General features: G+C 70.7%; 17 protein-coding genes and 3 pseudogenes. 15 read left to right on the plus strand and 5 right to left on the minus strand.

Features of this window, described 5'->3' with window-relative positions:
* Positions 1–45: 45 nt before the first annotated feature.
* The 4 genes from OG289_RS35045 to serA all read left to right on the plus strand — a co-directional run bounded on the left by OG289_RS35045 (position 46) and on the right by serA (position 5,390).
* Positions 46–1,893, plus strand: a complete 1,848-nt coding sequence (locus OG289_RS35045; RefSeq protein ID WP_327318053.1) for an acetolactate synthase large subunit — start codon at positions 46–48, stop codon at positions 1,891–1,893.
* A 20-nt stretch (positions 1,894–1,913) separates the two neighbouring features.
* Positions 1,914–2,438: an acetolactate synthase small subunit gene (gene ilvN / locus OG289_RS35050; RefSeq protein ID WP_327318054.1), complete on the plus strand. Its 525-nt coding sequence runs from the start codon at positions 1,914–1,916 to the stop codon at positions 2,436–2,438.
* A 130-nt stretch (positions 2,439–2,568) separates the two neighbouring features.
* Positions 2,569–3,567, plus strand: coding sequence for a ketol-acid reductoisomerase (ilvC, locus tag OG289_RS35055; protein ID WP_319341235.1), 999 nt, complete (start codon positions 2,569–2,571; stop codon positions 3,565–3,567).
* 233 nt (positions 3,568–3,800) lie between these two features.
* Complete coding sequence (gene serA / locus OG289_RS35060) at positions 3,801–5,390, plus strand: phosphoglycerate dehydrogenase (RefSeq protein ID WP_327318055.1); 1,590 nt, start codon at positions 3,801–3,803, stop codon at positions 5,388–5,390.
* A 199-nt stretch (positions 5,391–5,589) separates the two neighbouring features.
* On the opposite strand, the gene OG289_RS35065 is transcribed toward serA, so the two are convergent.
* Positions 5,590–7,101: an MFS transporter gene (locus OG289_RS35065; RefSeq protein WP_327318056.1), complete on the minus strand. Its 1,512-nt coding sequence runs from the start codon at positions 7,099–7,101 to the stop codon at positions 5,590–5,592.
* 97 nt (positions 7,102–7,198) lie between these two features.
* On the opposite strand from OG289_RS35065, the gene OG289_RS35070 reads away from it, so the two are divergent.
* Positions 7,199–7,780, plus strand: coding sequence for a TetR/AcrR family transcriptional regulator (locus OG289_RS35070; RefSeq protein WP_327318057.1), 582 nt, complete (start codon positions 7,199–7,201; stop codon positions 7,778–7,780).
* A gap of 397 nt (positions 7,781–8,177) precedes the next feature.
* Here the strand turns inward: OG289_RS35070 and OG289_RS35075 are convergent.
* Together OG289_RS35075 and OG289_RS35080 are read right to left on the minus strand one after the other, a co-directional pair.
* Positions 8,178–8,615 (minus strand): annotated as a pseudogene (locus OG289_RS35075) (ABC transporter substrate-binding protein); the annotation flags it as partial.
* 88 nt (positions 8,616–8,703) lie between these two features.
* Entirely contained in the window at positions 8,704–9,975 is a 1,272-nt protein-coding gene (locus OG289_RS35080) for a PucR family transcriptional regulator (protein ID WP_327318058.1), read from the minus strand.
* A gap of 111 nt (positions 9,976–10,086) precedes the next feature.
* Between OG289_RS35080 and OG289_RS35085 the strand changes: the two genes are divergently transcribed.
* From OG289_RS35085 to OG289_RS35095, 3 genes are all read left to right on the plus strand, one after another.
* Positions 10,087–11,013 (plus strand): proline dehydrogenase family protein, encoded by a 927-nt coding sequence (locus OG289_RS35085; RefSeq protein WP_327318059.1) that lies wholly within the window; start codon positions 10,087–10,089, stop codon positions 11,011–11,013.
* A 194-nt stretch (positions 11,014–11,207) separates the two neighbouring features.
* Positions 11,208–12,839: an L-glutamate gamma-semialdehyde dehydrogenase gene (gene pruA, locus OG289_RS35090; protein WP_327318060.1), complete on the plus strand. Its 1,632-nt coding sequence runs from the start codon at positions 11,208–11,210 to the stop codon at positions 12,837–12,839.
* Positions 12,840–12,906: 67 nt separating this feature from the next.
* Positions 12,907–13,761 carry an alpha/beta fold hydrolase gene (locus OG289_RS35095; protein ID WP_327318061.1) on the plus strand — a complete coding sequence of 285 codons (855 nt, stop codon included), beginning with the start codon at positions 12,907–12,909 and terminating at the stop codon, positions 13,759–13,761.
* A 3-nt stretch (positions 13,762–13,764) separates the two neighbouring features.
* Here the strand turns inward: OG289_RS35095 and OG289_RS35100 are convergent, their stop codons facing one another.
* Complete coding sequence (locus tag OG289_RS35100; RefSeq protein WP_327318062.1) at positions 13,765–13,971, minus strand: DUF5988 family protein; 207 nt, start codon at positions 13,969–13,971, stop codon at positions 13,765–13,767.
* 397 nt (positions 13,972–14,368) lie between these two features.
* Here OG289_RS35100 and OG289_RS35105 point away from each other — a divergent pair.
* The 7 genes and pseudogenes from OG289_RS35105 to OG289_RS35135 form a co-directional block, all read left to right on the plus strand.
* Positions 14,369–14,662: pseudogene (locus OG289_RS35105) on the plus strand (LysR substrate-binding domain-containing protein); the annotation flags it as partial.
* Positions 14,663–14,882: 220 nt separating this feature from the next.
* Entirely contained in the window at positions 14,883–15,014 is a 132-nt protein-coding gene (locus OG289_RS35110; RefSeq protein WP_327318063.1) for a hypothetical protein, read from the plus strand.
* A 204-nt stretch (positions 15,015–15,218) separates the two neighbouring features.
* On the plus strand, positions 15,219–16,262 hold the full coding sequence (locus tag OG289_RS35115) for a 3-isopropylmalate dehydrogenase (RefSeq protein WP_327318064.1): 1,044 nt from the start codon (positions 15,219–15,221) through the stop codon (positions 16,260–16,262).
* 261 nt (positions 16,263–16,523) lie between these two features.
* Positions 16,524–17,612, plus strand: a complete 1,089-nt coding sequence (locus OG289_RS35120; RefSeq protein WP_327318065.1) for a branched-chain amino acid aminotransferase — start codon at positions 16,524–16,526, stop codon at positions 17,610–17,612.
* Between the two features lie 318 nt (positions 17,613–17,930).
* Positions 17,931–18,270: pseudogene (locus OG289_RS35125) on the plus strand (TetR family transcriptional regulator); the annotation flags it as partial.
* 305 nt (positions 18,271–18,575) lie between these two features.
* Positions 18,576–20,180 (plus strand): citramalate synthase, encoded by a 1,605-nt coding sequence (gene cimA, locus OG289_RS35130; protein ID WP_327318066.1) that lies wholly within the window; start codon positions 18,576–18,578, stop codon positions 20,178–20,180.
* Positions 20,181–20,276: 96 nt separating this feature from the next.
* The gene (locus OG289_RS35135; protein WP_327318067.1) at positions 20,277–21,668 is read left to right on the plus strand and encodes a hypothetical protein; all 1,392 of its coding nucleotides are present in this window, start codon (positions 20,277–20,279) and stop codon (positions 21,666–21,668) included.
* A gap of 115 nt (positions 21,669–21,783) precedes the next feature.
* Here the strand turns inward: OG289_RS35135 and OG289_RS35140 are convergent, their stop codons facing one another.
* On the minus strand, positions 21,784–22,569 hold the full coding sequence (locus OG289_RS35140) for a S1 family peptidase (protein ID WP_327318068.1): 786 nt from the start codon (positions 22,567–22,569) through the stop codon (positions 21,784–21,786).
* Positions 22,570–22,752 lie beyond the last annotated feature (183 nt).

Below are 22,752 nucleotides of genomic sequence, written 5' to 3' on the forward strand. Positions count from 1 at the left end.
AGTAAGACCCTCAGTAAAACCCTCAGCATCGAGAAGAGAATGCCGATGACCGAGCAGGCCACCGGGGCCCATCCGCAGCCGCGGCCCCGATCCGGAGGACAGCACTCCGCGTCCGTCGAGCACGTGACGGGTGCGCAGTCCCTCATCCGTTCGCTCGAGGAGGTCGGCGCCGAGACGGTATTCGGCATTCCCGGCGGTACGATCCTGCCCGCCTACGACCCGATGATGGACTCGACGAGGGTCCGCCACGTCCTGGTCCGGCACGAGCAGGGCGCGGGTCACGCGGCCACCGGATACGCGCAGGCCACCGGCCGGGTCGGCGTCTGCATGGCCACCTCCGGCCCGGGCGCCACCAACCTGGTGACCCCGATCGCCGACGCCCACATGGACTCGGTGCCGCTCGTGGCGATCACCGGCCAGGTGGCGTCGAAGGCGATCGGCACGGACGCCTTCCAGGAGGCGGACATCGTCGGCATCACCATGCCGATCACCAAGCACAGCTTCCTGGTCACCAAGGCCGAGGACATCCCCCGGGTGATCGCGCAGGCCTTCCACATCGCCTCCACCGGCCGCCCCGGCCCGGTTCTGGTCGACATCCCCAAGGACATCCTCCAGGCGAAGACGACGTTCTCCTGGCCGCCGGTCATGGACCTGCCCGGCTACCGCCCGGTGACCAAGCCGCACGCCAAGCAGATCCGCGAGGCCGCCAAGCTGATCACCACCGCCAAGCGGCCGATCCTGTACGTCGGCGGCGGTGTCCTCAAGGCCGGCGCCACCGCCGAGCTGAAGGTCCTCGCCGAGCTGACCGGCGCGCCGGTCACCACCACGCTGATGGCGCTGGGCGCGTTCCCCGACAGCCACCCGCAGCACCTGGGCATGCCGGGCATGCACGGCTCGGTGGCCGCCGTCACCGGTCTGCAGAAGGCCGACCTGATTGTCGCCCTCGGCGCCCGCTTCGACGACCGTGTCACCGGCAAGCTCGACAGCTTCGCGCCGCACGCCAAGATCGTCCACGCGGACATCGACCCGGCCGAGATCGGCAAGAACCGCGCCGCCGACGTGCCGATCGTCGGTGACGCGCGCGAGGTCATCGCGGATCTGGTCCAGGCCGTCCAGAAGGAGCACAGCGAGGGCCAGCAGGGCGACTACAGCGCCTGGTGGAAGGATCTGAACCGCTGGCGCGAGACCTACCCGCTCGGCTACGACCAGCCGTCCGACGGCTCGCTCTCCCCGCAGCAGGTCATCGAGCGCATCGGGCGGCTCGCCCCGGCGGACACGATCTTCACCGCGGGCGTCGGCCAGCACCAGATGTGGGCCGCCCACTTCATCCGGTACGAGAAGCCCGCCACCTGGCTGAACTCCGGCGGCGCGGGCACCATGGGCTACGCGGTCCCGGCCGCGATGGGCGCCAAGGCCGGCGCGCCGGACCGGACGGTCTGGGCGATCGACGGCGACGGCTGCTTCCAGATGACCAACCAGGAACTCACCACCTGCGCCCTGAACAACATCCCGATCAAGGTCGCCATCATCAACAACGGTGCCCTCGGGATGGTCCGCCAGTGGCAGACCCTGTTCTACAACCAGCGCTACTCCAACACCGTGCTGCACTCCGGCCCGAACGACGTCAACCCGGACGCCCGGGGCACCCGCGTCCCCGACTTCGTGAAGCTGTCGGAGGCCATGGGCTGCTACGCCATCCGCTGCGAGTCCCCGGACGACCTCGACAAGGTCATCGAAGAGGCGAACTCGATCAACGACCGCCCGGTGGTCATCGACTTCATCGTCCACGAGGACGCCATGGTGTGGCCGATGGTCGCCGCCGGCACCTCCAACGACGAGATCCTGGCCGCCCGGGACGTCCGCCCCGACTTCGGCGACAACGAAGACGACTGAGCGAGAGAGACCCAAGAGACATGTCCAAGCACACGCTCTCCGTCCTGGTGGAGAACAAGCCGGGCATCCTGGCCAGGATCGCCGCCCTGTTCTCCCGCCGAGGCTTCAACATCGACTCGCTCGCCGTCGGCGTCACCGAGCACGCCGACATCTCCCGCATCACGATCGTGGTGAGCGTCGACGCCCTGCCGCTGGAGCAGGTCACCAAGCAGCTCAACAAGCTCGTCGAGGTGCTGAAGATCGTCGAACTGGAGCCGGGACAGGCCGTTCACCGTGAACTCGTTCTGGTGAAGGTGCGCGCCGACAACGAGACGCGCTCGCAGATCGTCGAGATCGTCCAGCTGTTCCGCGCCAAGACCGTCGACGTCTCCCCGGAGGCCGTGACCATCGAGGCCACCGGCGGCGCCGACAAGCTGACGGCCATGCTCAAGATGCTGGAACCGTACGGCATCAAGGAGCTGGTCCAGTCCGGCACGATCGCGATCGGCCGAGGCGCCCGTTCGATCACGGACCGGTCGCTGCGCGCTCTCGACCGGTCGGCGTAAGGATGGTTCCGGGCGGTCGGGACGACACCGGCCGCCCGTGCACCGCCCGTATACCGAGACCCCGAAACCTCCCTTCCGCCCGCCGTCATACGGTGGGACGCAACACCTGCACACAAGGAGAGAACCCAAAGTGGCCGAGCTGTTCTACGACGCCGACGCCGACCTGTCCATCATCCAGGGCCGCAAGGTCGCGGTCATCGGATACGGCAGCCAGGGCCACGCCCACGCGCTGTCGCTCCGTGACTCGGGTGTCGACGTCCGGGTCGGTCTGCACGAGGGCTCCAAGTCCAAGGCCAAGGCCGAGGAGCAGGGCCTGCGCGTGGTGACCCCGGCCGAGGCCGCCGCCGAGGCCGACGTCATCATGATCCTCATCCCGGACCCGATCCAGGCCCAGGTCTACGAGGAGTCCATCGCCCCGAACCTGAAGGACGGCGACGCGCTGTTCTTCGCGCACGGCTTCAACGTCCGCTTCGGCTTCATCAAGGCCCCGGCCGGCGTGGACGTCGCCCTGGTCGCCCCGAAGGGCCCGGGCCACCTGGTGCGCCGCCAGTACGAGGAGGGTCGCGGCGTCCCCGCGATCGCCGCGGTCGAGCAGGACGCCACGGGCAACGCGTTCGCGCTGGCCCTGTCGTACGCCAAGGGCATCGGCGGCACCCGCGCGGGCGTCATCAAGACGACCTTCACCGAGGAGACCGAGACCGACCTGTTCGGTGAGCAGGCCGTGCTGTGCGGTGGCACCTCGGCGCTGGTCAAGGCGGGCTTCGAGACCCTGGTCGAGGCCGGTTACCAGCCGGAGATCGCCTACTTCGAGTGCCTGCACGAGCTGAAGCTGATCGTGGACCTCATGTACGAGGGCGGCCTGGAGAAGATGCGCTGGAGCGTCTCCGAGACCGCCGAGTGGGGCGACTACATCACCGGCCCGCGCATCATCACCGACGCCACCAAGGCCGAGATGAAGCAGGTCCTCGCCGAGATCCAGGACGGCACCTTCGCCCAGAACTGGATGGACGAGTACCACGGCGGCCTGAAGAAGTACAACGAGTACAAGACCGCGGACTCCGAGCACCTGCTGGAGACCACCGGCAAGCAGCTCCGCAAGCTGATGAGCTGGGTGAACGACGAGGCGTAGGCCTTGCGGACAGGGGGCCGGAGCGTGCTGCTCCGGCCCCGTTGTCCATCCTGTCCGGCCACGGACGGGTGATCCTTCCGCAGAGGCGTAAGGCGTCCTCCGTCGCAGCACTAGACTGCTGCACAACATACGCGTTCAGGCCCACAGCGTCGTGCGTCTTCCACGCGGCTAGCACCCCTCCACCGCATGCGGCCGTCGGGACGGCCGTCCGCATTGGACATGTGAGGACTCACGTGAGCTCGAAACCTGTCGTACTCATCGCTGAAGAGCTGTCGCCCGCGACCGTGGACGCGCTTGGCCCGGACTTCGAGATCCGGCACTGCAACGGAGCGGACCGAGCCGAACTGCTCCCGGCCATCGCCGACGTCGACGCGATCCTGATCCGCTCGGCCACCAAGGTGGACGCCGAGGCGATCGCCGTCGCGAAGAAGCTGAAGGTCGTCGCACGAGCCGGCGTCGGCCTGGACAACGTGGACGTCTCCGCCGCCACCAAGGCCGGCGTGATGGTCGTCAACGCCCCCACCTCGAACATCGTGACCGCGGCCGAGCTGGCCTGCGGTCTGCTGCTCGCCACCGCCCGCCACATTCCGCAGGCCAACGCCGCGCTGAAGAACGGCGAGTGGAAGCGCAGCAAGTACACGGGTGTGGAACTGGCCGAGAAGACCCTGGGTGTCGTGGGCCTCGGGCGGATCGGTGCGCTGGTCGCCCAGCGCATGTCCGCCTTCGGTATGAAGGTCGTCGCCTACGACCCCTACATCCAGCCCGCCCGTGCCGCCCAGATGGGCGTCAAGGTCCTGTCGCTGGACGAGCTCCTCGAGGTCGCCGACTTCATCACCGTCCACCTGCCCAAGACCCCCGAGACGGTCGGTCTGATCGGCGACGAGGCGCTGCGCAAGGTCAAGCCGAGCGTGCGCATCGTCAACGCCGCGCGTGGCGGGATCGTCGACGAGGAGGCGCTGTACTCGGCGCTCAAGGAGGGCCGGGTCGCCGGTGCCGGCCTCGACGTGTACGCGAAGGAGCCCTGCACGGACTCCCCGCTGTTCGAGTTCGACCAGGTCGTGTCCACCCCGCACCTCGGCGCCTCGACCGACGAGGCGCAGGAGAAGGCCGGTATCGCGGTCGCGCGTTCGGTGCGGCTCGCCCTCGCCGGTGAGCTCGTGCCGGACGCGGTGAACGTCCAGGGCGGTGTCATCGCCGAGGACGTCAAGCCGGGCCTGCCGCTCGCCGAGCGCCTCGGCCGGATCTTCACGGCGCTCGCCGGCGAGGTCGCGGTCCGCCTCGACGTCGAGGTGTACGGCGAGATCACCCAGCACGATGTGAAGGTGCTGGAGCTCAGCGCCCTCAAGGGTGTCTTCGAGGACGTCGTCGACGAGACCGTGTCCTACGTCAACGCCCCGCTGTTCGCGCAGGAGCGCGGTGTCGAGGTGCGGCTGACGACGAGCTCGGAGTCCGCCGACCACCGCAACGTCGTGACCGTGCGCGGCACGCTCTCGGACGGCGAGGAGGTGTCGGTCTCCGGCACGCTGGCCGGTCCGAAGCACGTCCAGAAGATCGTCGCGGTCGGCGAGTACGACGTCGACCTCGCGCTCGCCGACCACATGGTCGTCCTCAAGTACGAGGACCGTCCGGGCGTCGTCGGTACCGTCGGCCGTGTCTTCGGCGAGGCGGGGATCAACATCGCCGGCATGCAGGTCGCCCGCGCGGTCGCCGGCGGCGAGGCGCTGGCCGTGCTGACCGTTGACGACACGGTGCCGGTCGGCGTGCTGGCCGAGGTTGCCGAGGAGATCGGCGCGACGTCCGCTCGTGCGGTGAACCTCGTCTGAGGTTGCCGCACCACTGGGGGCTGCCGCCCCCAGGCCCCCGCTTCGGCCCTGAAGGGGCCTCGTCCGCAAACGCCGGACGGGCTGAGTCCACTGAACGTGGCTCGTGAGCAGAACGCCGGACGGGCAGAAGCAGCTTGACCCCAGCTGAAAAGGCGCCGGGGCTGGATCACTCCAGCCCCGGCGCCTTTCGTATGTGCCGTTACTTCACGCTGATCCTCCGCAGGCTGACCGACGCCGCCACCGCCGCCCCCGCCAGCAACAGCGCTCCTGCGATCGCCGCGCCGTGCATGCCGTTGGTGAAGGCTTCCCGTGCCGCCGTCGCCAGGGCGTCTCCCGTGCGCCCCGGGAGCTGACGGGCGACGGCCAGCGCGCCGCCCAGGGTCTCCTGGGCCGGAGCCGGGGCCGAGGCCGGGATGTCGTGGCGGTAGATCGCCGTGCCGATGGAGCCGAGGACCGCCATGCCCAGGGCACCGCCGAACTCGGCGCCGGTCTCCAGGAGGGAGGAGGCCGAGCCTGCCCGTTCGGCGGGGGCCGCGCCCATCGCCAGGTCCGTCATCTGGGAGATGACCATGACGATCCCGGAGGCCAGGACCCCGCAGGCGGCCAGCACGAGCCACATGGAGTCGGTGCCGGCAAGGGCGAGCAGAGCGTAGCCGGTGGCGGCGATCGCGAAGCCCGCCGTCACGACGTAGGCCCGGTTGACGCCCTTCTGGACCAGGGAGGTGGCCAGCGGGGCGGCCATGCCGATCGGCACCGAGGGCAGCAGCGCCCACAGGGCCGCCTCCAGCGCGCTCTTGTCGAGGACCGACTGGAGGTACTGCGTGGTGAAGAAGGCCGAGCCCAGCATCCCGAACGAGGAGACCAGGTTCAAGGCGACCGCGGGGGCGAAGCCGTGGCTGCGGAACAGGGCCGGGGAGATCATCGGCGAGGCCGCCGTGCGCTGGCGGTGGACGAAGAGGGCCGCGAAGAGCAGGCCGACGGTGATCGAGACGACGTACTCGGCGTGCCAGCCCTCGGAGGGGATCTCCTTCAGGCCGTAGATGACGGGGAGCACCGCGGCCATCGACAGCGGGACGCTCGGCCAGTCGAAGCGGCCGGGGGCGGGGTCGCGCGACTCGGGCAGCAGGATCGGGCCGAGGACCAGCAGCAGCGCCATCGCGGGCAGGTTGACCAGGAAGACCGAGCCCCACCAGAAGTACTCGACCAGGACACCGCTCATCACCGAGCCGAGCGCGATGCCCGCCGTCATCACGCCGGACCACAGGCCGATCGCCTTCGCGCGCTGGCCGGGGTCGGTGAACATCGTGCGGATCAGGGCCATCGTCGAGGGCATCAGGGTCGCGCCGCCGATGCCGAGGACCGCGCGGGCCGCGATCAGGGTCTCGGCGCTGTTCGCGTAGGCCGCGATCAGTGAGGCGGTGCCGAAGGCGGCCGCACCGATCAGCAGCAGCTTGCGGCGGCCGATGCGGTCGCCCAGCGAGCCCATCGTCATCAGCAGGCCCGCCAGGACGAACGCGTAGATGTCGAAGATCCACAGCTGCTGGGTGCCGCTGGGCTCCAGGTCCGCGCTGATGGCGGGGATCGCGAAGTAGAGGACGGAGACGTCCATGGAGACCAGCAGCAGCGGAAGCATCAGCACCCCGAGGGCGGTCCATTCGCGGCGGCCGGCGCGGGCCGCCGGGGGTGTGGCGGTGCTTGTCGAGTTCGTCATACGGAGGACTGTACGAGCGTCTTAAACGCTTGTCTAGAACGAATGTATAATTCATGCGTCTAGGACGGTTGTATGGATCCGGGGTAGGGTGGCGGGTATGGGACACCGTGAGGATCTGCTCGAAGGCGCCAAGCGCTGCCTGCTTCAGAAGGGGTTCGTGCGCACGACGGCGCGCGACATCGTCAAGGAGTCGGGGACCAACCTCGCCTCGATCGGCTACCACTACGGCTCGAAGGACGCCCTGCTCACCCAGGCGTTCGTGGAGCTGGTGCAGGAGTGGGGCGAGAAGTTCGCCCCGGCCGACCGGCGCGACACGGAGGACGGGGGCTCGCTGGAGCGGTTCCGTGGCGTGTGGGCGCGGATGCTGGAGACCATGGGCGAGTCCAGGCCCGTCTGGGCGGCCAGCCTGGAGATCGCCACGCAGGGAGATCGCGTCAGCGAGCTGCGGAAACTGATGGCCGAGGCCCAGATCGAGGGGCGCTCCGGGCTGGTCGCCATGTTCACCGGCCAGGACGAAGCCACCCTCGACGAACGCACAGTCCAGACGGTCGGCGGCTTCTATCAGGCGCTGCTCAACGGCCTGATGGTGCAGTGGCTCTTCGATCCGGCGAGCGCGACCACGGCGGACGATCTGACGGAGGGGCTGCGGCGGGTCATCGAGGCGGCCGGCGGGAAGTGATCCGGCCGTCCTGCACCAGCGTCCGGTGCGCGTGCCGCCGTGCCGCGTCCATGTCGTGGGTGACCGGCACGAGCGCCGCGCCGACCGCTTCTTGCTGTTCCGCGAGCAGTTCCAGCACCCGCTCCCGGCGGTTGGCGTCCGCGCGGTGGTCGGTTCGTCGGCCACCAGGACGTCCGGCTCGTTGACGCATGCCATGGCGATGGCGGCCCGCTGACGCATGCCGCCGGAGTACTCGTGCGCAGGGCGGCGGTGCGGGCGGTGCCGCCGGGCACGAACCGTACGTCGATGCCGGATGCCCGGTGCCGGATGACGGCGCCTCGGCCTTGGTGCCCCGGGAGTCGTCGTAGCGGTCGGGGGAGGCGGAGGAGGTGTCGTTCACCTCGGTCGGCTCGAAGGGGCCGGTGCCGGCGCCGACCGGGTTCACCGTCCTCCCCGTGTACGCCTTCGCCGCGAGGACCGGCAGCTGCGGTGAGCTGAGCCGCTGCGGGACCAGGGGGTCCTCGTCGGCGGTGGTCACGGTGACCGTGTCGGCGTCGGCGGCCCGCACGGTGAGTTCGACGCCGTCCAGGACGCGGGGTTCGGGGGAGGCGGTGGCGGCTCTGGTCGGCGACCGCACGACGGTTTCGGCGTCGAGTGTCGTGCCGTCGTGGAAGGTGACGCCGTCGCGTATCTCGAAGGCCCGAGCGCGGCCGGACTGCTGCCACTTGGTGGCGAGCGAGGCCTGCGGGGCGCCGTCCGCGTCCAGCTCGACGAGGGTCTCGGCGGTCGACCTGCGCGAGAGCTTGAAGGTGTCGTCGGAGAGCGGGGAAAGGCCCGAGCGCGGGGGCTGCGTCATCGCGACGCGCACCCGCTTGCCCTCCCCGTTCGTGGAGTTTCCGGCGGCGGACCCGTCACCGGTGAAGCACCCGGTGGGCAGCGCGTTTTCAACGATGACGTAGTCGGGCCGCCTTCAGTGTCATGTGCAGCAGCAGCCGGTCCTCGCCGTCGTCCAGGTCCAGCCCCGTCAGCTGCTCGACGCGCGAGAGGCGGTAGTACAGCGTCTGCCGGTGGATCCCCAACTCCGCTGCCGTCCGGCCCGCTTGGCCCGCGCAGTCGAGGTACACCTCGGCCGTGCGGGCGAGTTCGTGGTGGACGGGGGACAGCAGGGTCCGTGCCGCCGGGTCCTCGGTGGCCTCCGGGGGCAGGGCGGTCAGCAGACGGTACGGGCCGATGGACGACCACTGCGCGACCGGGCCGAAGCGGGGCTCCGCCAGCGCCGCCCGCGCCGACGCCGACGCCTCCTCCCAGGCCGCGCCGAGTTCCGCCAGGCCGACGCGCCCGGCCGCCACACCCGCGGCGATCTCTCCCGCCGCCATCTCCCGGGCCGCCGTCTCCCCGGCCCGCTCCAGCAGCCGGGCCGCCGCCGACGTCGCCGGGGTGAGGGTGTCCGCCGCGCGCAGGCGGACCAGCAGGGCCAGCGACTGGGACTCCCCCAAGGACTTGAGGGCGTGGGAGGCACCCCCACCCCACGGCACCGTGCACAGCGCCGTCGCCCCCGGCAGCGTGCGCAGCGAGGGGGCGTCGTCCGGGTCGGCCGACGGCCAGGGGGTCACGCACACCACCGTGTGCGGGCCGTCCGCGCGGGCGCCGAGCGCGGTGCGCAGCTCCGCCACCGCCATGTCACGCTGCCAGCCGGGCTGGGCGGTCAGCACCGCCCGCAGCTCCCGGGTGAGATCGGCGCCGTGCTGGGCCTCGTCGGCGAGCAGGGCGCCGATCCGGCCGGTCACCTCCATCGCGGCCGCCAGCTGGGCGTCCGACGGCCCGGGATCGTCGTCGAGCAGCCAGACGTAACCGAGGACGACCCCCCGATGGCGTACGGGGAGGCAGACCCGCCCCCGGTACACCCCGGCCTCCGGGGTCGGCGGGATCCGCACCGGGCGGCTCGCGCGTGTGATCCCGAAGCCCTCGAACCAGGTGCGGACGGCGGCGGTGGAGCGCCGGGTGAGGATCGAGCGGGTCCGCACCGGGTCCAGGGCGGACGCGTCCAGCTCGCCCTCGCTGTCCCACACGCCGAAGGCGATCAGCTCGAAGTCCCGGTTCTCCAGGGTCGCGGGGGCGCCGAGCAGCTCCGAGATCTCGTCGACCAGCTCCTGATAGTCACCCTTGTTGTCGGCCGTCACCCGGGCATTCTCCCCCAATACCCGCCGAGCCTTCATACATCTGTCTGAGATCTGCGGCACGGATGCGTGACAGCTGTCGATGGCCGACGATCGGAGGGATCCTTAGGTTTCACGGTGGTTCTATCTGCTGGTTTGTGGAGGTGCCCCGTGCTGGGTCCCGTGATTCTCGCCGCGTCGCGCAGCGACCGGATGCGACGCCTGATCTCGGCGGCCCCGGTGACGAAGCAGGTCGTCGACCGCTTCATCCCCGGTGAGACGGTCGACGACATCGTCCCGATCATCGACGAGCTCACCGCCAAGGGGCTGGAGCTGACGATGGACGTCGTCGGCGAGGACATCACCACCCCCGACCAGGCCCGCGCCGCCCGGGACGCCTACCTGGCGCTGGTCGACCGGCTCGAGGAGCTGGAGCTCGGCGAGCGCGTCGAGATGTCCGTCAAACTGTCGATGTTCGGCCAAGCGCTGGACGGCGGGCACGAGCTGGCCCTCGCCAACGTCCGCCCGGTCGTCGAGGCCGCCGCCGCCATCGGCACCACCGTGACCCTCGACGCCGAGGACCACACCACCCTCGACTCGATGTTCGCCATCCACGAGGAACTGCGCCGGGAGTTCCCGCAGACCGGCTGCGTCATCCAGGCCTACCTCTTCCGCACCGAGGCCGACGCCCGTCGCCTCGCCGCGAGCGGCAGCCGCGTACGGCTCGTGAAGGGCGCGTACAAGGAGCCCGCAGAGGTCGCCCACCAGCACAAACACGAGATCGACAAGGCGTACGTCCGGGTCCTGCGCATCCTGATGGAGGGCGAGGGGTACCCGATGATCGGCTCCCACGACCCGCGCCTGATCTCCATCGCGCAGGAACTCGCCCGCAGGGCCGGGCGCAAGCTCGACGAGTACGAGTTCCAGATGCTGTACGGCATCCGCGGCGACGAGCACCTGCGGCTGGCCGCCGAGGGCCACCGCATGCGCGTCTACACCGCCTACGGCACCGACTGGTACGGCTACTTCATGCGCCGCCTGGCGGAGAAGCCCGCCAATCTGCGGTTTTTCGCCCGCAGCATGCTCACTCGGGGCTGAGAGATGAGGCAGGCGCAGAGGCTTTTCCGCCGGGGGCCCAGGGCTTGTGCCCCGGGAAGGCACAGGATGCGCCGCCCGGCCGAGAAGCCGGCGAACCTGCGGTTCCTCGTCCGCTCGATGGTCAGCAAGGGCTGAGCCCGCCCCACCCCCCGCCCGAAACCCCCGTTACACCCGCTCAGAAGGAGTCGGAACCCATGGACGCTGTGACCCAGGTCCCCACCCCCGTCAACGAGCCGGTGCACGGCTACGCTCCCGGCTCGCCCGAGCGTGCCCGGCTGGAGGCCAAGCTCAAGGAGCTGGCCGACAACCCGATCGACCTGCCCTGCACCATCGGCGGCGAGCGGCGGATGGGCGGCGGCGACCGTTTCGACGTCGTCCAGCCGCACAACCACAAGGCCCGCCTGGGCACCTACGCCAACGCCACCCAGCAGGACGCGCAGGACGCCGTCGACGCGGCCCTCGCCGCCGCGCCCGCCTGGCGCGCGATGTCCTTCGACGACCGCGCCGCGATCATCCTGCGCGCCGCCGAACTGCTCGCCGGTCCCTGGCGCGAGACCCTTGCCGCCTCCACCATGCTCGGCCAGTCGAAGACCGCCCAGCAGGCCGAGATCGACTGTCCCTGCGAGCTGGTCGACTTCTGGCGCTTCAACGTCGCCTACGCCCGCCAGATCCTGGCCGAGCAGCCCCCGGCCAACTCCCCGGGCGTCTGGAACCGCCTCGACCACCGCCCGCTCGAAGGCTTCGTCTACGCGATCACGCCGTTCAACTTCAGCGCCATCGCGGGCAACCTGCCCACCGCGCCCGCCCTGATGGGCAACGTGGTGGTCTGGAAGCCGTCCCCGACGCAGACCCATGCTGCGGTTTTGCTCATGAGGCTCCTTGAGGAGGCCGGTCTGCCCAAGGGCGTCATCAACCTGGTCACGGGTGACGGCATCGAGGTGTCCAAGGTCGCCCTCGAACACCGCGACCTCGCCGGCATCCACTTCACCGGCTCGACGAAGACCTTCCAGTACCTGTGGAAGACGGTCGGCAACAACATCGAGAAGTACCGCTCCTACCCGCGCCTGGTCGGCGAGACCGGCGGCAAGGACTTCCTCGTCGCCCACCCGAGCGCGGACCGGGCCGTCCTCAAGACCGCCCTCACCCGTGGCGCCTTCGAGTACCAGGGCCAGAAGTGCAGCGCGACCTCCCGCGCCTACATCCCGGCGTCGATCTGGAACTCCGGCTTCAAGGAGGAGTTCGCGGCCGAGGTCGACTACCTGACCATGGGCGACGTCACCGACCTGGCGAACTTCGTCGGCGCGGTCATCGACGAGCGCGCGTTCGCCAAGAACAGGGCGGCCATCGACCGCGCGAAGTCGGACCCGGCCTGCACGATCGTCGCGGGCGGCACCTACGACGACTCGGTCGGCTACTTCGTCCGCCCGACCGTCGTCGAGTGCACCGACCCGGAGAACGAGGTCTTCACGACCGAGTACTTCGGCCCGTTCCTCGCCGTGCACGTCTACGAGGACGACCAGTACGACGCCATGCTGACCCAGATGGAGTCGGTGTCGGACTACGCGCTGACCGGCGCCGTCGTCGCGAACGACCGCGCGGCCGCCGCGTACACGATGGAGAAGCTGCGCTACGCCGCCGGCAACTTCTACATCAACGACAAGTCGACCGGCGCCGTCGTCGGCCAGCAGCCCTTCGGCGGCGGCCGTGCCTCCGGCACCAACGACAAGGCCGGCGCCCCGCAGAACCTGACGCGCTGGACGCTGACCCGCGCCATCAAGGAGACGCTGGTCGCGCCGACCGACTACACGTACCCGCACATGGGCTGACCTCCGATCCGTGTACGCGGACGGGCCGGGTCTGTCGCGGACCCGGCCCGTCCGGCACACTGCGCCCATGGAGACCGTGATCACGGACGACGGCGTCCGCCTGTGGGCGTCCCGCTCCGGCGGGGGCGAGCCGCTGGTGCTCTGTCACGGCGGACCCGGGCTGTGGGACATGTTCGAGGACGTGGCGGCCATGCTGACCGGCGCGGCCGGCGCGGCCGGCCCGGCGGGCCCGGCCGACGTGGTCCGCTGGGACCAGCGCGGCTGCGGGCGGTCGGAGCGGTGCGACGGGCCGTGGACCACCCAGCGCTTCGTGGCCGACCTGGACGCCGTGCGCGACCACTTCGGGTTCGGCCGCACGGCGTTGCTCGGGCACTCCTGGGGCGCCCAACTGGCGTTGAGCTACACGCTGGCGCACCCGGAGCGGGTGAGCACGCTGATCTACGTGAGCGGGACGGGCATCGGCCCGGTGTCCGACTGGCACGGTCCCTACCAGGAGAACTTCCTCGCCCGGCTCGGCGAGGTGCCCGAACGGCTCGCCCGCTGGCGGGAGTTGACGGTCGGTGACCGAGAACGGGCCGTGCTCCAGTGGTCCGTCGAGTTCGAGGACCGGGACCGGGCGCCGGCGCACGCCGGGCGCATGGCCGACCCCTGGTTCGGTATCAACCTCGCGTGCAGCAAGGTCCTGAACGCCGAGACGAGACGCACCTGGGGCACGCCCGAGCTGTACGCCGCCTGCCAGGCGCTCGAGGTGCCCGTGCTGATCGTGGACGGCGCCCGGGACATCCGGCCGCGCTCGGCTGTCGACTCGCTGGAGCGGGCCCTGCCGCAGGTACGCCGAGTGGTCCTGCCGGAGGCCGGGCACCTGCCGTGGACGGAGGACTCCGAGGGCTTTTGGGAGGCGGTGGCGTCAGCGGTGCGGTGAACGCTACCCGGGGAGCTCGGTCCGCTCCCACCACTCGAACACGGGCAGCCTGCCCTCCGGCGTGTCCGCCTGCCGCGGAGTCGCCCTGAAGTGCTCGTATCCGCCGAGGAACTCGATCTTCACGTCGGTTCCAGGGGACGGGAGGGGGACGATCCGTTCGGGCAGACCTGCCGGACCGCCCTCGAGAAGTGCCTTGACCGTGTCGCTCATCTGTTGCCTCCGAGGAAACCCCGTCCTTCAGGGCGGGGAGGAATGGGATCGCCCGCGGAGCGGGGCAGGGAAAGCCGGTTCGCCGTCAGGGCGGACCGGCGTCCACCATGCGATACCGCACCTGGTCAAGAACATTCTCGCGGCCGGGCCGGCCGTGTCTGCCTGTGGAGGCGGTGTAAGACCTCAACGGGAGTCCTCCCGGACGGGGCGGTCGTCGGTGAAGCAGGAACGCCAGCGGGTGACCGCTGGAATCCCCCGCCTCCAGGCGGGGGAGGAAGCCAAGACCTCACCGTTCCCGTTCCCGTTCCGGAACGCGATGTCGCGTCCCGCCCTCAGGATCAGCCGTGTGGGCGAGCCGCCGCCCGCACCAGATCTTCCCCGTGTTCCCGCCCCGCGGCGCGCGTGGTGGGCCGCGCAGGACTGGATCCCCGCCGCGACCGTCCGCGCCGAGGACGACGGGGCCGTGCTGTCGATGGTGAGCAGCGGACTCGGCATGGCGATCATGCCCGCGCTATCCCTCACCTCGACGCCGCCCGGCACGGAGATCACCGACCTCGGCCCGCGTCGCCCCACCCGTCGGATCGGCTACGTCACCACACCGGAACTCGCCACGACCACGGCCGTTCGGGCGCTCGTCCGGGAGCTCCGGGCATGGCGGGCGTCCGCGAAACCGCAGCTCGGCGGGGTGTGACCCAGGGCGCCGTCTCAGATAGTAGGAAGTCCGAGTAATTGTAGAGACAAGCGCGTGCTCCTCCTTTAGCTTTGTAGGAGCCGAACGTCTCGCTCGATCAAGCGAATGGCGGTCGTGAGCCGGAACCCCGTGCAGGCAACCCCTGCGGTCCGCTCCCCGCCCCATCCGGCGTCTCGTAACCCTTTTGGCACTCCCTGGATTTCGAAGGAGTCGATTTCCCATGGCCGAGACGACCGTCCGCCGCCGAGTCCGTCATGTCTCCCGCATGAGCGAGTCCGACCGCAAGAACGCCGCCGCCGCCCTCCAGCGCGCCCTCGACCGCCGCGACAACGGCGGCGAGACCGGCCACTGAGCCGCCCGCGCCGGAACCCCGCGGTGGAACCCCCGCGGTAGAACACAGTCCGGGAGCCGCACCCGCACGGGGTGCGGCGCGGGCCCCCGAACGGGACTTCGGGCCCCGCGCCGCGCCTCGGCCCCTCCACTCCGCACCCCGACTTCCATGTCCGCATCGCGGACGGTCCATGTCATCCCATGGGACGAGGAGTAGGGTTCCCGCATGTCTCGCAGCCTCAATCTCGCAGTGATTCCCGGTGACGGCATCGGCCAGGAGGTCGTGGCCGAAGGTCTCAAGGTCCTCTCCGCCGTCCTCCCGCAGGATGTGAAGCTGGAGACCAAGGAGTACGACTTCGGTGCCAGGCGCTACCACGCCACCGGTGAGACCCTCACCGACGCCGACGCCGAGGCGCTCAAGCAGCACGACGCCATCCTGCTCGGCGCGATCGGCGACCCGAGCGTCCCCTCCGGTGTCCTGGAGCGGGGCTTCCTGCTCAAGCTGCGATTCCTCTTCGACCACCACGTCAACCTGCGTCCGTCGAAGCTCCTCCCGGGTGTCGCCACCCCGCTGGCCGGGCAGCCCGAGATCGACTTCATCGTGATCCGCGAAGGCACCGAGGGCCCGTACACCGGCAACGGCGGCACGATCCGCAAGGGCACCCCGCACGAGGTCGCCACCGAGGTCTCCGTGAACACGGCCTTCGGCGTCGAGCGCGTCGTCCGGGACGCCTTCGCCCGCGCCCAGGCCCGCCCGCGCAAGAAGCTGACGCTGGTCCACAAGAACAACGTGCTGGCCTTCGCCGGTCACCTGTGGACGAACATCTTCAACAAGGTGGCCGAGGAGTTCCCCGACGTCACCACCGACTACATCCACGTCGACGCGGCGACGATCTACCTCGTCACCGACCCCGCTCGTTTCGACGTGATCGTCACCGACAACCTCTTCGGTGACATCATCACCGACCTCGCCGCGGCCGTCTCCGGCGGCATCGGCGTCGCCGCGAGCGGGAACATCAACCCGTCCGGCGAGTTCCCGTCCATGTTCGAGCCCGTGCACGGCTCGGCCCCGGACATCGCCGGCCAGGGCAAGGCCGACCCCACCGCCACGGTCCTGTCCGTCGCCCTGCTCCTGCGCCACCTCGGCTACGAGACCGAGGCCGTCCGCATCGAGGACGCCGTCTCCGTCGACCTGGGGGAGCGCGGCTCGCTGCCCGCGCGCAGCACCTCCGAGATCGGCGACGCGCTCTCCGTACGAGTAGCCGGCTGACCCCGCGCTGCACGAAATCTCCCGTAGATCTTCCGAAGCCGCCGGGTCGCATCCGCACCCGGCGGCTTCCGCATGTCCCCCGCCGGGTGCCACCATCAACCCTGGGTCGCATTCACGCCGTTTTGGCCCTCGTCCGCCGCTTGCGATAATCGAACGCGGAGCCGCGGTATGAGGGAATGCTCGGACGTCCTAGCACCGGCCACTGGCCGTACGGACGTGAGCGCGGCCCGTCACTACACAACCGGTGAAGGACAACCACTCATGACGACGCCCACGATCGAGCTAAAGCCCTCCGCCAGCCCCACCTCCGCCGCCGAGCGCGAGGCGATCCTGGCGAACCCCGGGTTCGGCCGCCACTTCACCGACCACATGGTGACGATCAAGTGGACCGAGGGTCGAGGCTGGCACGACGGCCAGCTCGTTCCCTACGCGCCGATCCCCCTCGACCCGGCCACCATGGTCCTGCACTACGCGCAGGAGATCTTCGAGGGCCTGAAGGCGTACCGCCGTCCCGACGGCTCCGTCGCCACCTTCCGCCCCGACCAGAACGCCAAGCGCTTCCAGCGCTCCGCCCGCCGCCTGGCCATGCCCGAGCTGCCGGTCGAGACGTTCATCGAGGCCTGCGACGCCCTCGTCGGCCAGGACAAGGACTGGGTGCCCGCGCACGGCGGCGAGGAGTCCCTCTACCTGCGCCCCTTCATGATCGCGACCGAGGTCGGCCTGGGTGTGAAGCCGGCCAACGAGTACCTCTTCCTCGTCATCGCCTCGCCGGCCGGCGCCTACTTCCCGGGCGGCGTCAAGCCCGTCTCCATCTGGGTCTCCGAGGACCACGTCCGCGCCGTCCCCGGCGGCATGGGCGACGCCAAGACGGGCGGCAACTACGCCGCCTCACTGCTCGCCCAGGCCGAGGCCGCCGCGCAGGGCTGCGCCCAGGTCTGCTACCTCGACGCGGTCGAGCGCAAGTGGGTCGAGGAGCTCGGCGGCATGAACCTGTACTTCGTGTACGGCGACAAGATCGTCACACCCTCGCTGACGGGCTCCATCCTGGAGGGCGTCACCCGCGACAGCCTCCTCAGCGTCGCCCGCGACCTCGGCTACGAGGCCGAGGAGGGCCGCGTCTCCGTCGAGCAGTGGCAGCGCGACTCCGAGAACGGCACGCTGAAGGAGGTCTTCGCCTGCGGCACCGCCGCCGTGATCACCCCCGTCGGCACGGTCAAGCGCACCGGCGGCGAGTGGCAGCAGTCGGGCGGCGAGCCCGGCGAGGTCACCCTCAGGCTCCGCCAGGCCCTGCTGGACATCCAGCGCGGCACGGCCGAGGACAAGCACGGCTGGATGCACGAGCTGGGCTGAGCCGTCCCGACGGGCGGACGCGCACGGCCCGTCCGCGTCCGCCCGACGCGTACCGCCTCCCCCTCGCGGGTATCCACTGATTCCGCGGGGGGAGTGTTCCCTCCGGTGTGCCCACGCGGCCGAGGGAGGGAGCGCGGGTTCGGCGCGAGCGAGTTCCTGCCGGGGCTGGAGGCGGGGGCGTGAGCGCCGGGGCGACACAGCAGGCCGCGAGGGATGCGGCGCGGTGGTGGGGACACGGTTCAGCGAGTGCTGCACCGCCTACGAGACCCACTTCCTGCCCGACGCCGTAAGGGCGGCCACCGTATGAGCGGCCACCGTATGAGCGGCACCCGGCGCACTCCGGCCCCGCCGCGCGAGCGGATCCTCGCCGCCGCCATGGCGATGATCGCCGAGCGCGGTCCGAGAAGCTCACCATGGCGGGGCTCGGCCGTGCCGTCGGCATGAGCAGCGGCCACCTCCTCTCCTGCTTCCACTCCAAGGACGAGCCGCTGCTGCGCACCCTGGAGCGGAGCGAGGGCCGCCTCGGCGCCGAGCGCGCCCGCCTGCTGACCCGTGCCGCCCCGCCCACGAGCGCCTCGACGGCTCCATCCACGTGGCGATCGGGCTGCGTGGCACGGACCGGGAACACGTTCTCGCCCATGTAAGGGAGTTCCTGGACGCTCGCTGCTCGCATCCTGAGACACCCGATTCGCTTCGGGGTGGCTTGTGCCAGACTGCCCCCGTGCTCTCGTTCGCCATGATTATTGGCAGCAGGCGCGCCGGTCCGCAGTGACCGCTCCGTACGACCAGGTACGAGCGGCCATCGTCGTCCTCGACCCGCGCGCAGACCTCTCGCACCCGCGAGGGGTTTTTCGCTTTTCTGGCCCACCCACAGCCGGGAGCACGAGCGCGAGGGACCATGGGGGGATGGTGGAGCCGGTCATTCCGGTAACGACCGAGATCCGACACAGGAGCCTTCAGACCATGACCGCAACCAGCGAGCTCGACGATTCGTTCCACGTCTTCGACACCACCCTGCGCGACGGTGCGCAGCGTGAGGGCATCAACCTCACCGTCGCCGACAAGCTGGCCATCGCCCGGCACCTGGACGACTTCGGCGTGGGCTTCATCGAGGGCGGCTGGCCCGGCGCCAACCCGCGGGACACCGAGTTCTTCGCCCGTGCCCAGCAGGAGATCGACTTCAAGCACGCCCAGCTGGTCGCCTTCGGCGCGACCCGCCGGGCTGGCGCGAAGGCCGCGGAGGACCCGCAGGTCAAGGCGCTGCTGGACTCGGGCGCGGCGGTGATCACCCTGGTCGCGAAGTCCCACGACCGGCACGTCGAGCTGGCCCTGCGCACGACGCTCGACGAGAACCTGGCGATGGTCAGCGACACCGTGTCCTTCCTCAAGGGCCAGGGCCGCCGGGTCTTCGTCGACTGCGAGCACTTCTTCGACGGCTACCGCGCCAACCCCGAGTACGCGAAGGCGGTCGTCCGGGCGGCGTCCGAGGCCGGCGCGGACGTGGTCATCCTGTGCGACACCAACGGCGGCATGCTCCCGGCGCAGGTCCAGGCGGTCGTCTCCACGGTCCTCGCCGACACCGGCGCCCGCCTCGGCATCCACACCCAGGACGACACCGGCTGCGCGGTGGCCAACACCCTGGCCGCGGTGGACGCGGGCGCGACGCACGTCCAGTGCACGGCGAACGGCTACGGCGAGCGGGTCGGCAACGCCAACCTGTTCCCGGTCGTGGCCGCGCTGGAACTGAAGTACGGCAAGAAGGTGCTGCCCGAGGGCAAGCTGCGCGAGATGACCCGCATCTCGCACGCGATCGCCGAGGTCGTCAACCTCACGCCGTCCACACACCAGCCGTACGTGGGTGTCTCGGCCTTCGCGCACAAGGCCGGGCTGCACGCCTCGGCCATCAAGGTCGACCCGGACCTGTACCAGCACATCGACCCCGAGCAGGTCGGCAACACCATGCGGATGCTGGTGTCCGACATGGCCGGGCGTGCCTCGATCGAGCTCAAGGGCAAGGAGCTCGGCGTCGACCTGGGCGACGACCGCGAAGTGGTCGGCCGGGTGGTGGAGCGGGTCAAGGAGCGCGAGCTCAAGGGCTACACCTACGAGGCGGCGGACGCCTCGTTCGAGCTGCTGCTGCGCGCGGAGGTCGAGGGCGGGCCGCTGAAGTACTTCGAGGTCGAGTCCTGGCGGGCCATCGTCGAGGACCGCCCCGACGGCACCCACGCCAACGAGGCGACGGTCAAGCTGTGGGCCAAGGGCGAGCGCATCGTCGCGACGGCGGAGGGCAACGGCCCGGTCAACGCCCTGGACCGCGCCCTGCGCGTGGCCCTGGAGAAGATCTACCCGCAGCTGGCCAAGCTCGACCTGGTCGACTACAAGGTCCGCATCCTGGAGGGCGTCCACGGCACCCAGTCCACCACCCGCGTCCTGATCTCCACGACGGACGGGGCGGGCGAGTGGTCCACGGTGGGCGTGGCGGAGAACGTCATCGCGGCCTCGTGGCAGGCCCTGGAGGACGCCTACACGTACGGGCTGCTGCGGGCGGGGGTGGACCCGGCGGAGTGAGTTCCCGGGGCCGGTTTCCGGGGCCCGGTGTTCCCGGGCCGGGATTCCGGCCTCCCAGGGTGTCCGGTTTTGTGGCGCTTCGGGTAGCTTCGAGGTATGAAGGTCGCGACTCCGACCCGCCCTCCCCGAGACATCATCGGACCGCTGCTCGCACTGGCGTTCGCCGTCCTGACGGTCCTCACCGTCCTCGTGTCGGCGGGCGCCCCGCGTGCCACCGCGGCCGCGCCCGAGGCGACCGGTGTCTCGGCCATCGCCGAGGCGCTCCGCGAGAGCCCGGTCTACGTCGACCCGGCGGCGAGCGGCCGACTGTCCCAGGCGGACGCGCACGCGCTCCGGCAGCAGATCGAGGACGCCGACAAACCCCTGTTCATCGCCGTCCTGCCCGCCGACTACCCCACGGCGAACCTGTTCACGGATCTGCGCACCGCGACCGGCGTCACCGGCCTGTACGCGATCCGCCTCGGTGACCGCTTCGACGCCCGCGCCGACTCCTCGGTCCTGTCGCGCACCGCCGTCCAGAACCTCGTCACCAGCGTCCGCGGCGAGAGCGACGTGAAGACCCAGCTGACGGACTTCACCGACCGGGCCCTGGCCAACATGGGCGGCTCGGCCCCCGGGTCCTGGAACTCCTCGGGCGGCGGCGACGGTGTCTCGTCCACCGCGCTGATCGCGGTGGGCGTGGTCCTGGTGGCCGGCGGGGCGGGCGCGTACACCCTGGTGCGGCGCAACCGCCGCCGTCACGCGGAGGAGCAGCGGGCCGCCCTCGACCGGCTGCGGGTCGTCGTGGACGAGGACATCACGGCCTTCGGCGAGGAACTCGACCGCCTGGACTTCCACCCGGCCGAGGCGGGCGCCGACGACACCATGCGCGCCGACTACGAACGCGGCCTGGACGCCTACGAGCAGGCCAAGTCGTCGATGGCGGCGGCGACGAGACCGGAGGACGTCCGCGCCGTCACCCAGGCCCTGGAGGACGGCCGTTTCTCCCTCGCCCAGCTCGCCGCGCGCCGCGAGGGCAAGCCGTTGCCCGAGCGCCGTCCGCCCTGCTTCTTCGACCCCCGCCACGGCCCCTCGGTCGCCGACGCCACCTGGACGCCGCCCGGCGGGGCCACCCGCGAGGTCCCGGTCTGCGCGGCGGACGCGACCCGCCTCGCCGACGGCCGCGACCCCGTGATCCGCGAGGTCGACAGCGACTACGGCCGCCGCCCCTACTGGGAGGCCGGCCCGGCCTACGGCCCCTGGGCGGGCGGTTACTTCGGCGGCGGCATCCTGCCCGGCCTCCTGGTCGGCACGATGCTCGGCTCGATGATGGCCACCCCGTCCTACGCCGCCGACTACGGCACCGGCTACGGCGACTTCGGCGGCGGCTACCAGGGCGGCGACGTCTCCGGCGGCGACTTCGACCCCGGCGACTTCGGCGGCGGCTTCGGCGGCGGGGGAGGGGACTTCGGCGGAGGTGGCGGGGGCGACTTCGGCGGCGGGTTCTGAGACACCCCAGGGCACGGGCCTGGGTGCGAGCACGGGCCCGGCGCGGGGCGGCGCCGGGCCCGTGGTCCTCGTACGAGGTGGTCTGCGGGAGTGGCCTACGAGGCCGAGCGTCGCCTCAGAGCGAGGCCGCAGCCGAGGCGATGGCCGAGGCGAAGGTGGACACCTCGGAGTAGACGCCGGGGGCGTTGGCCCGGGCGCAGCCGATGCCCCAGCTCACGATGCCGACCTGGATCCACTCGTTGTTGGCGTCCCGGCGGAACATCGGGCCGCCCGAGTCGCCCTGGCAGGTGTCGGTGCCGCCGGCCGTGTACCCGGCGCAGATCTCGTCGCCGGCGACGAGGCCGCTGTAGCCGCTGTACGTGCGGCAGGTCGCGTCACTCACGAAGGGCACGGTGGCCTTGAGCAGGTAGCGCTGCTGGGCGCCGCCCTCGGTCGCGGCTCCCCAGCCGGCGATGGTGAAGGTGCCGGTGTTGTACTGCGTGGTGGTGGCGATCTTCAGGGTGGGCAGCGTGGTGATGGGCGAGGCGAGCTTGATGAGCGCCCAGTCCTTGCCGTTGCCGTTGTAGCCGGGGGCCCGGTACACGTACGTGGACTTGACCTGGACCCGGCCGGTGGTGGACTGCAGGTCCACGACGCCGGCGGTGGCGGTGATGCTGGTGTTGGCGCCGGTCCCGCTGACGCAGTGCGCGGCGGTGAGCACGATCTGCTGGGTGTAGAGCGCCCCGCCGCAGCCCATGGAGAGCCGGACCATGAACGGGAACTCGCCCTGCGCGGCGCGGGTTCCGCCGACGACGGGCGAGGGAGCGGCCTGAGCGGCCGAGACGGGCTGGAGGCCGGCGATCGCGAGTGCGGCCGCGCCGACGGCGGCGAATCTCTTGAGGGCGGTGAGGAGCTTCTTCAAGGTGCTGCCTTCCGTGGGGGGTTGGCTCTGACCGGTGCCGCTATGGCGTGAACATGCCAACGCACACCGTGCACGCAAAGAATTTCCCATGCGCTGGCATGGTCAGGTCAAATCTGTTGCTGGATTATGGGAACGCCGCAAGCCCTCACACAAGGGGGCTGATTCAGCCACCTGTCGCGGTCG

It is taken from the genome of Streptomyces sp. NBC_01235 (assembly GCF_035989285.1).
Lineage (GTDB): Bacteria > Actinomycetota > Actinomycetes > Streptomycetales > Streptomycetaceae > Streptomyces.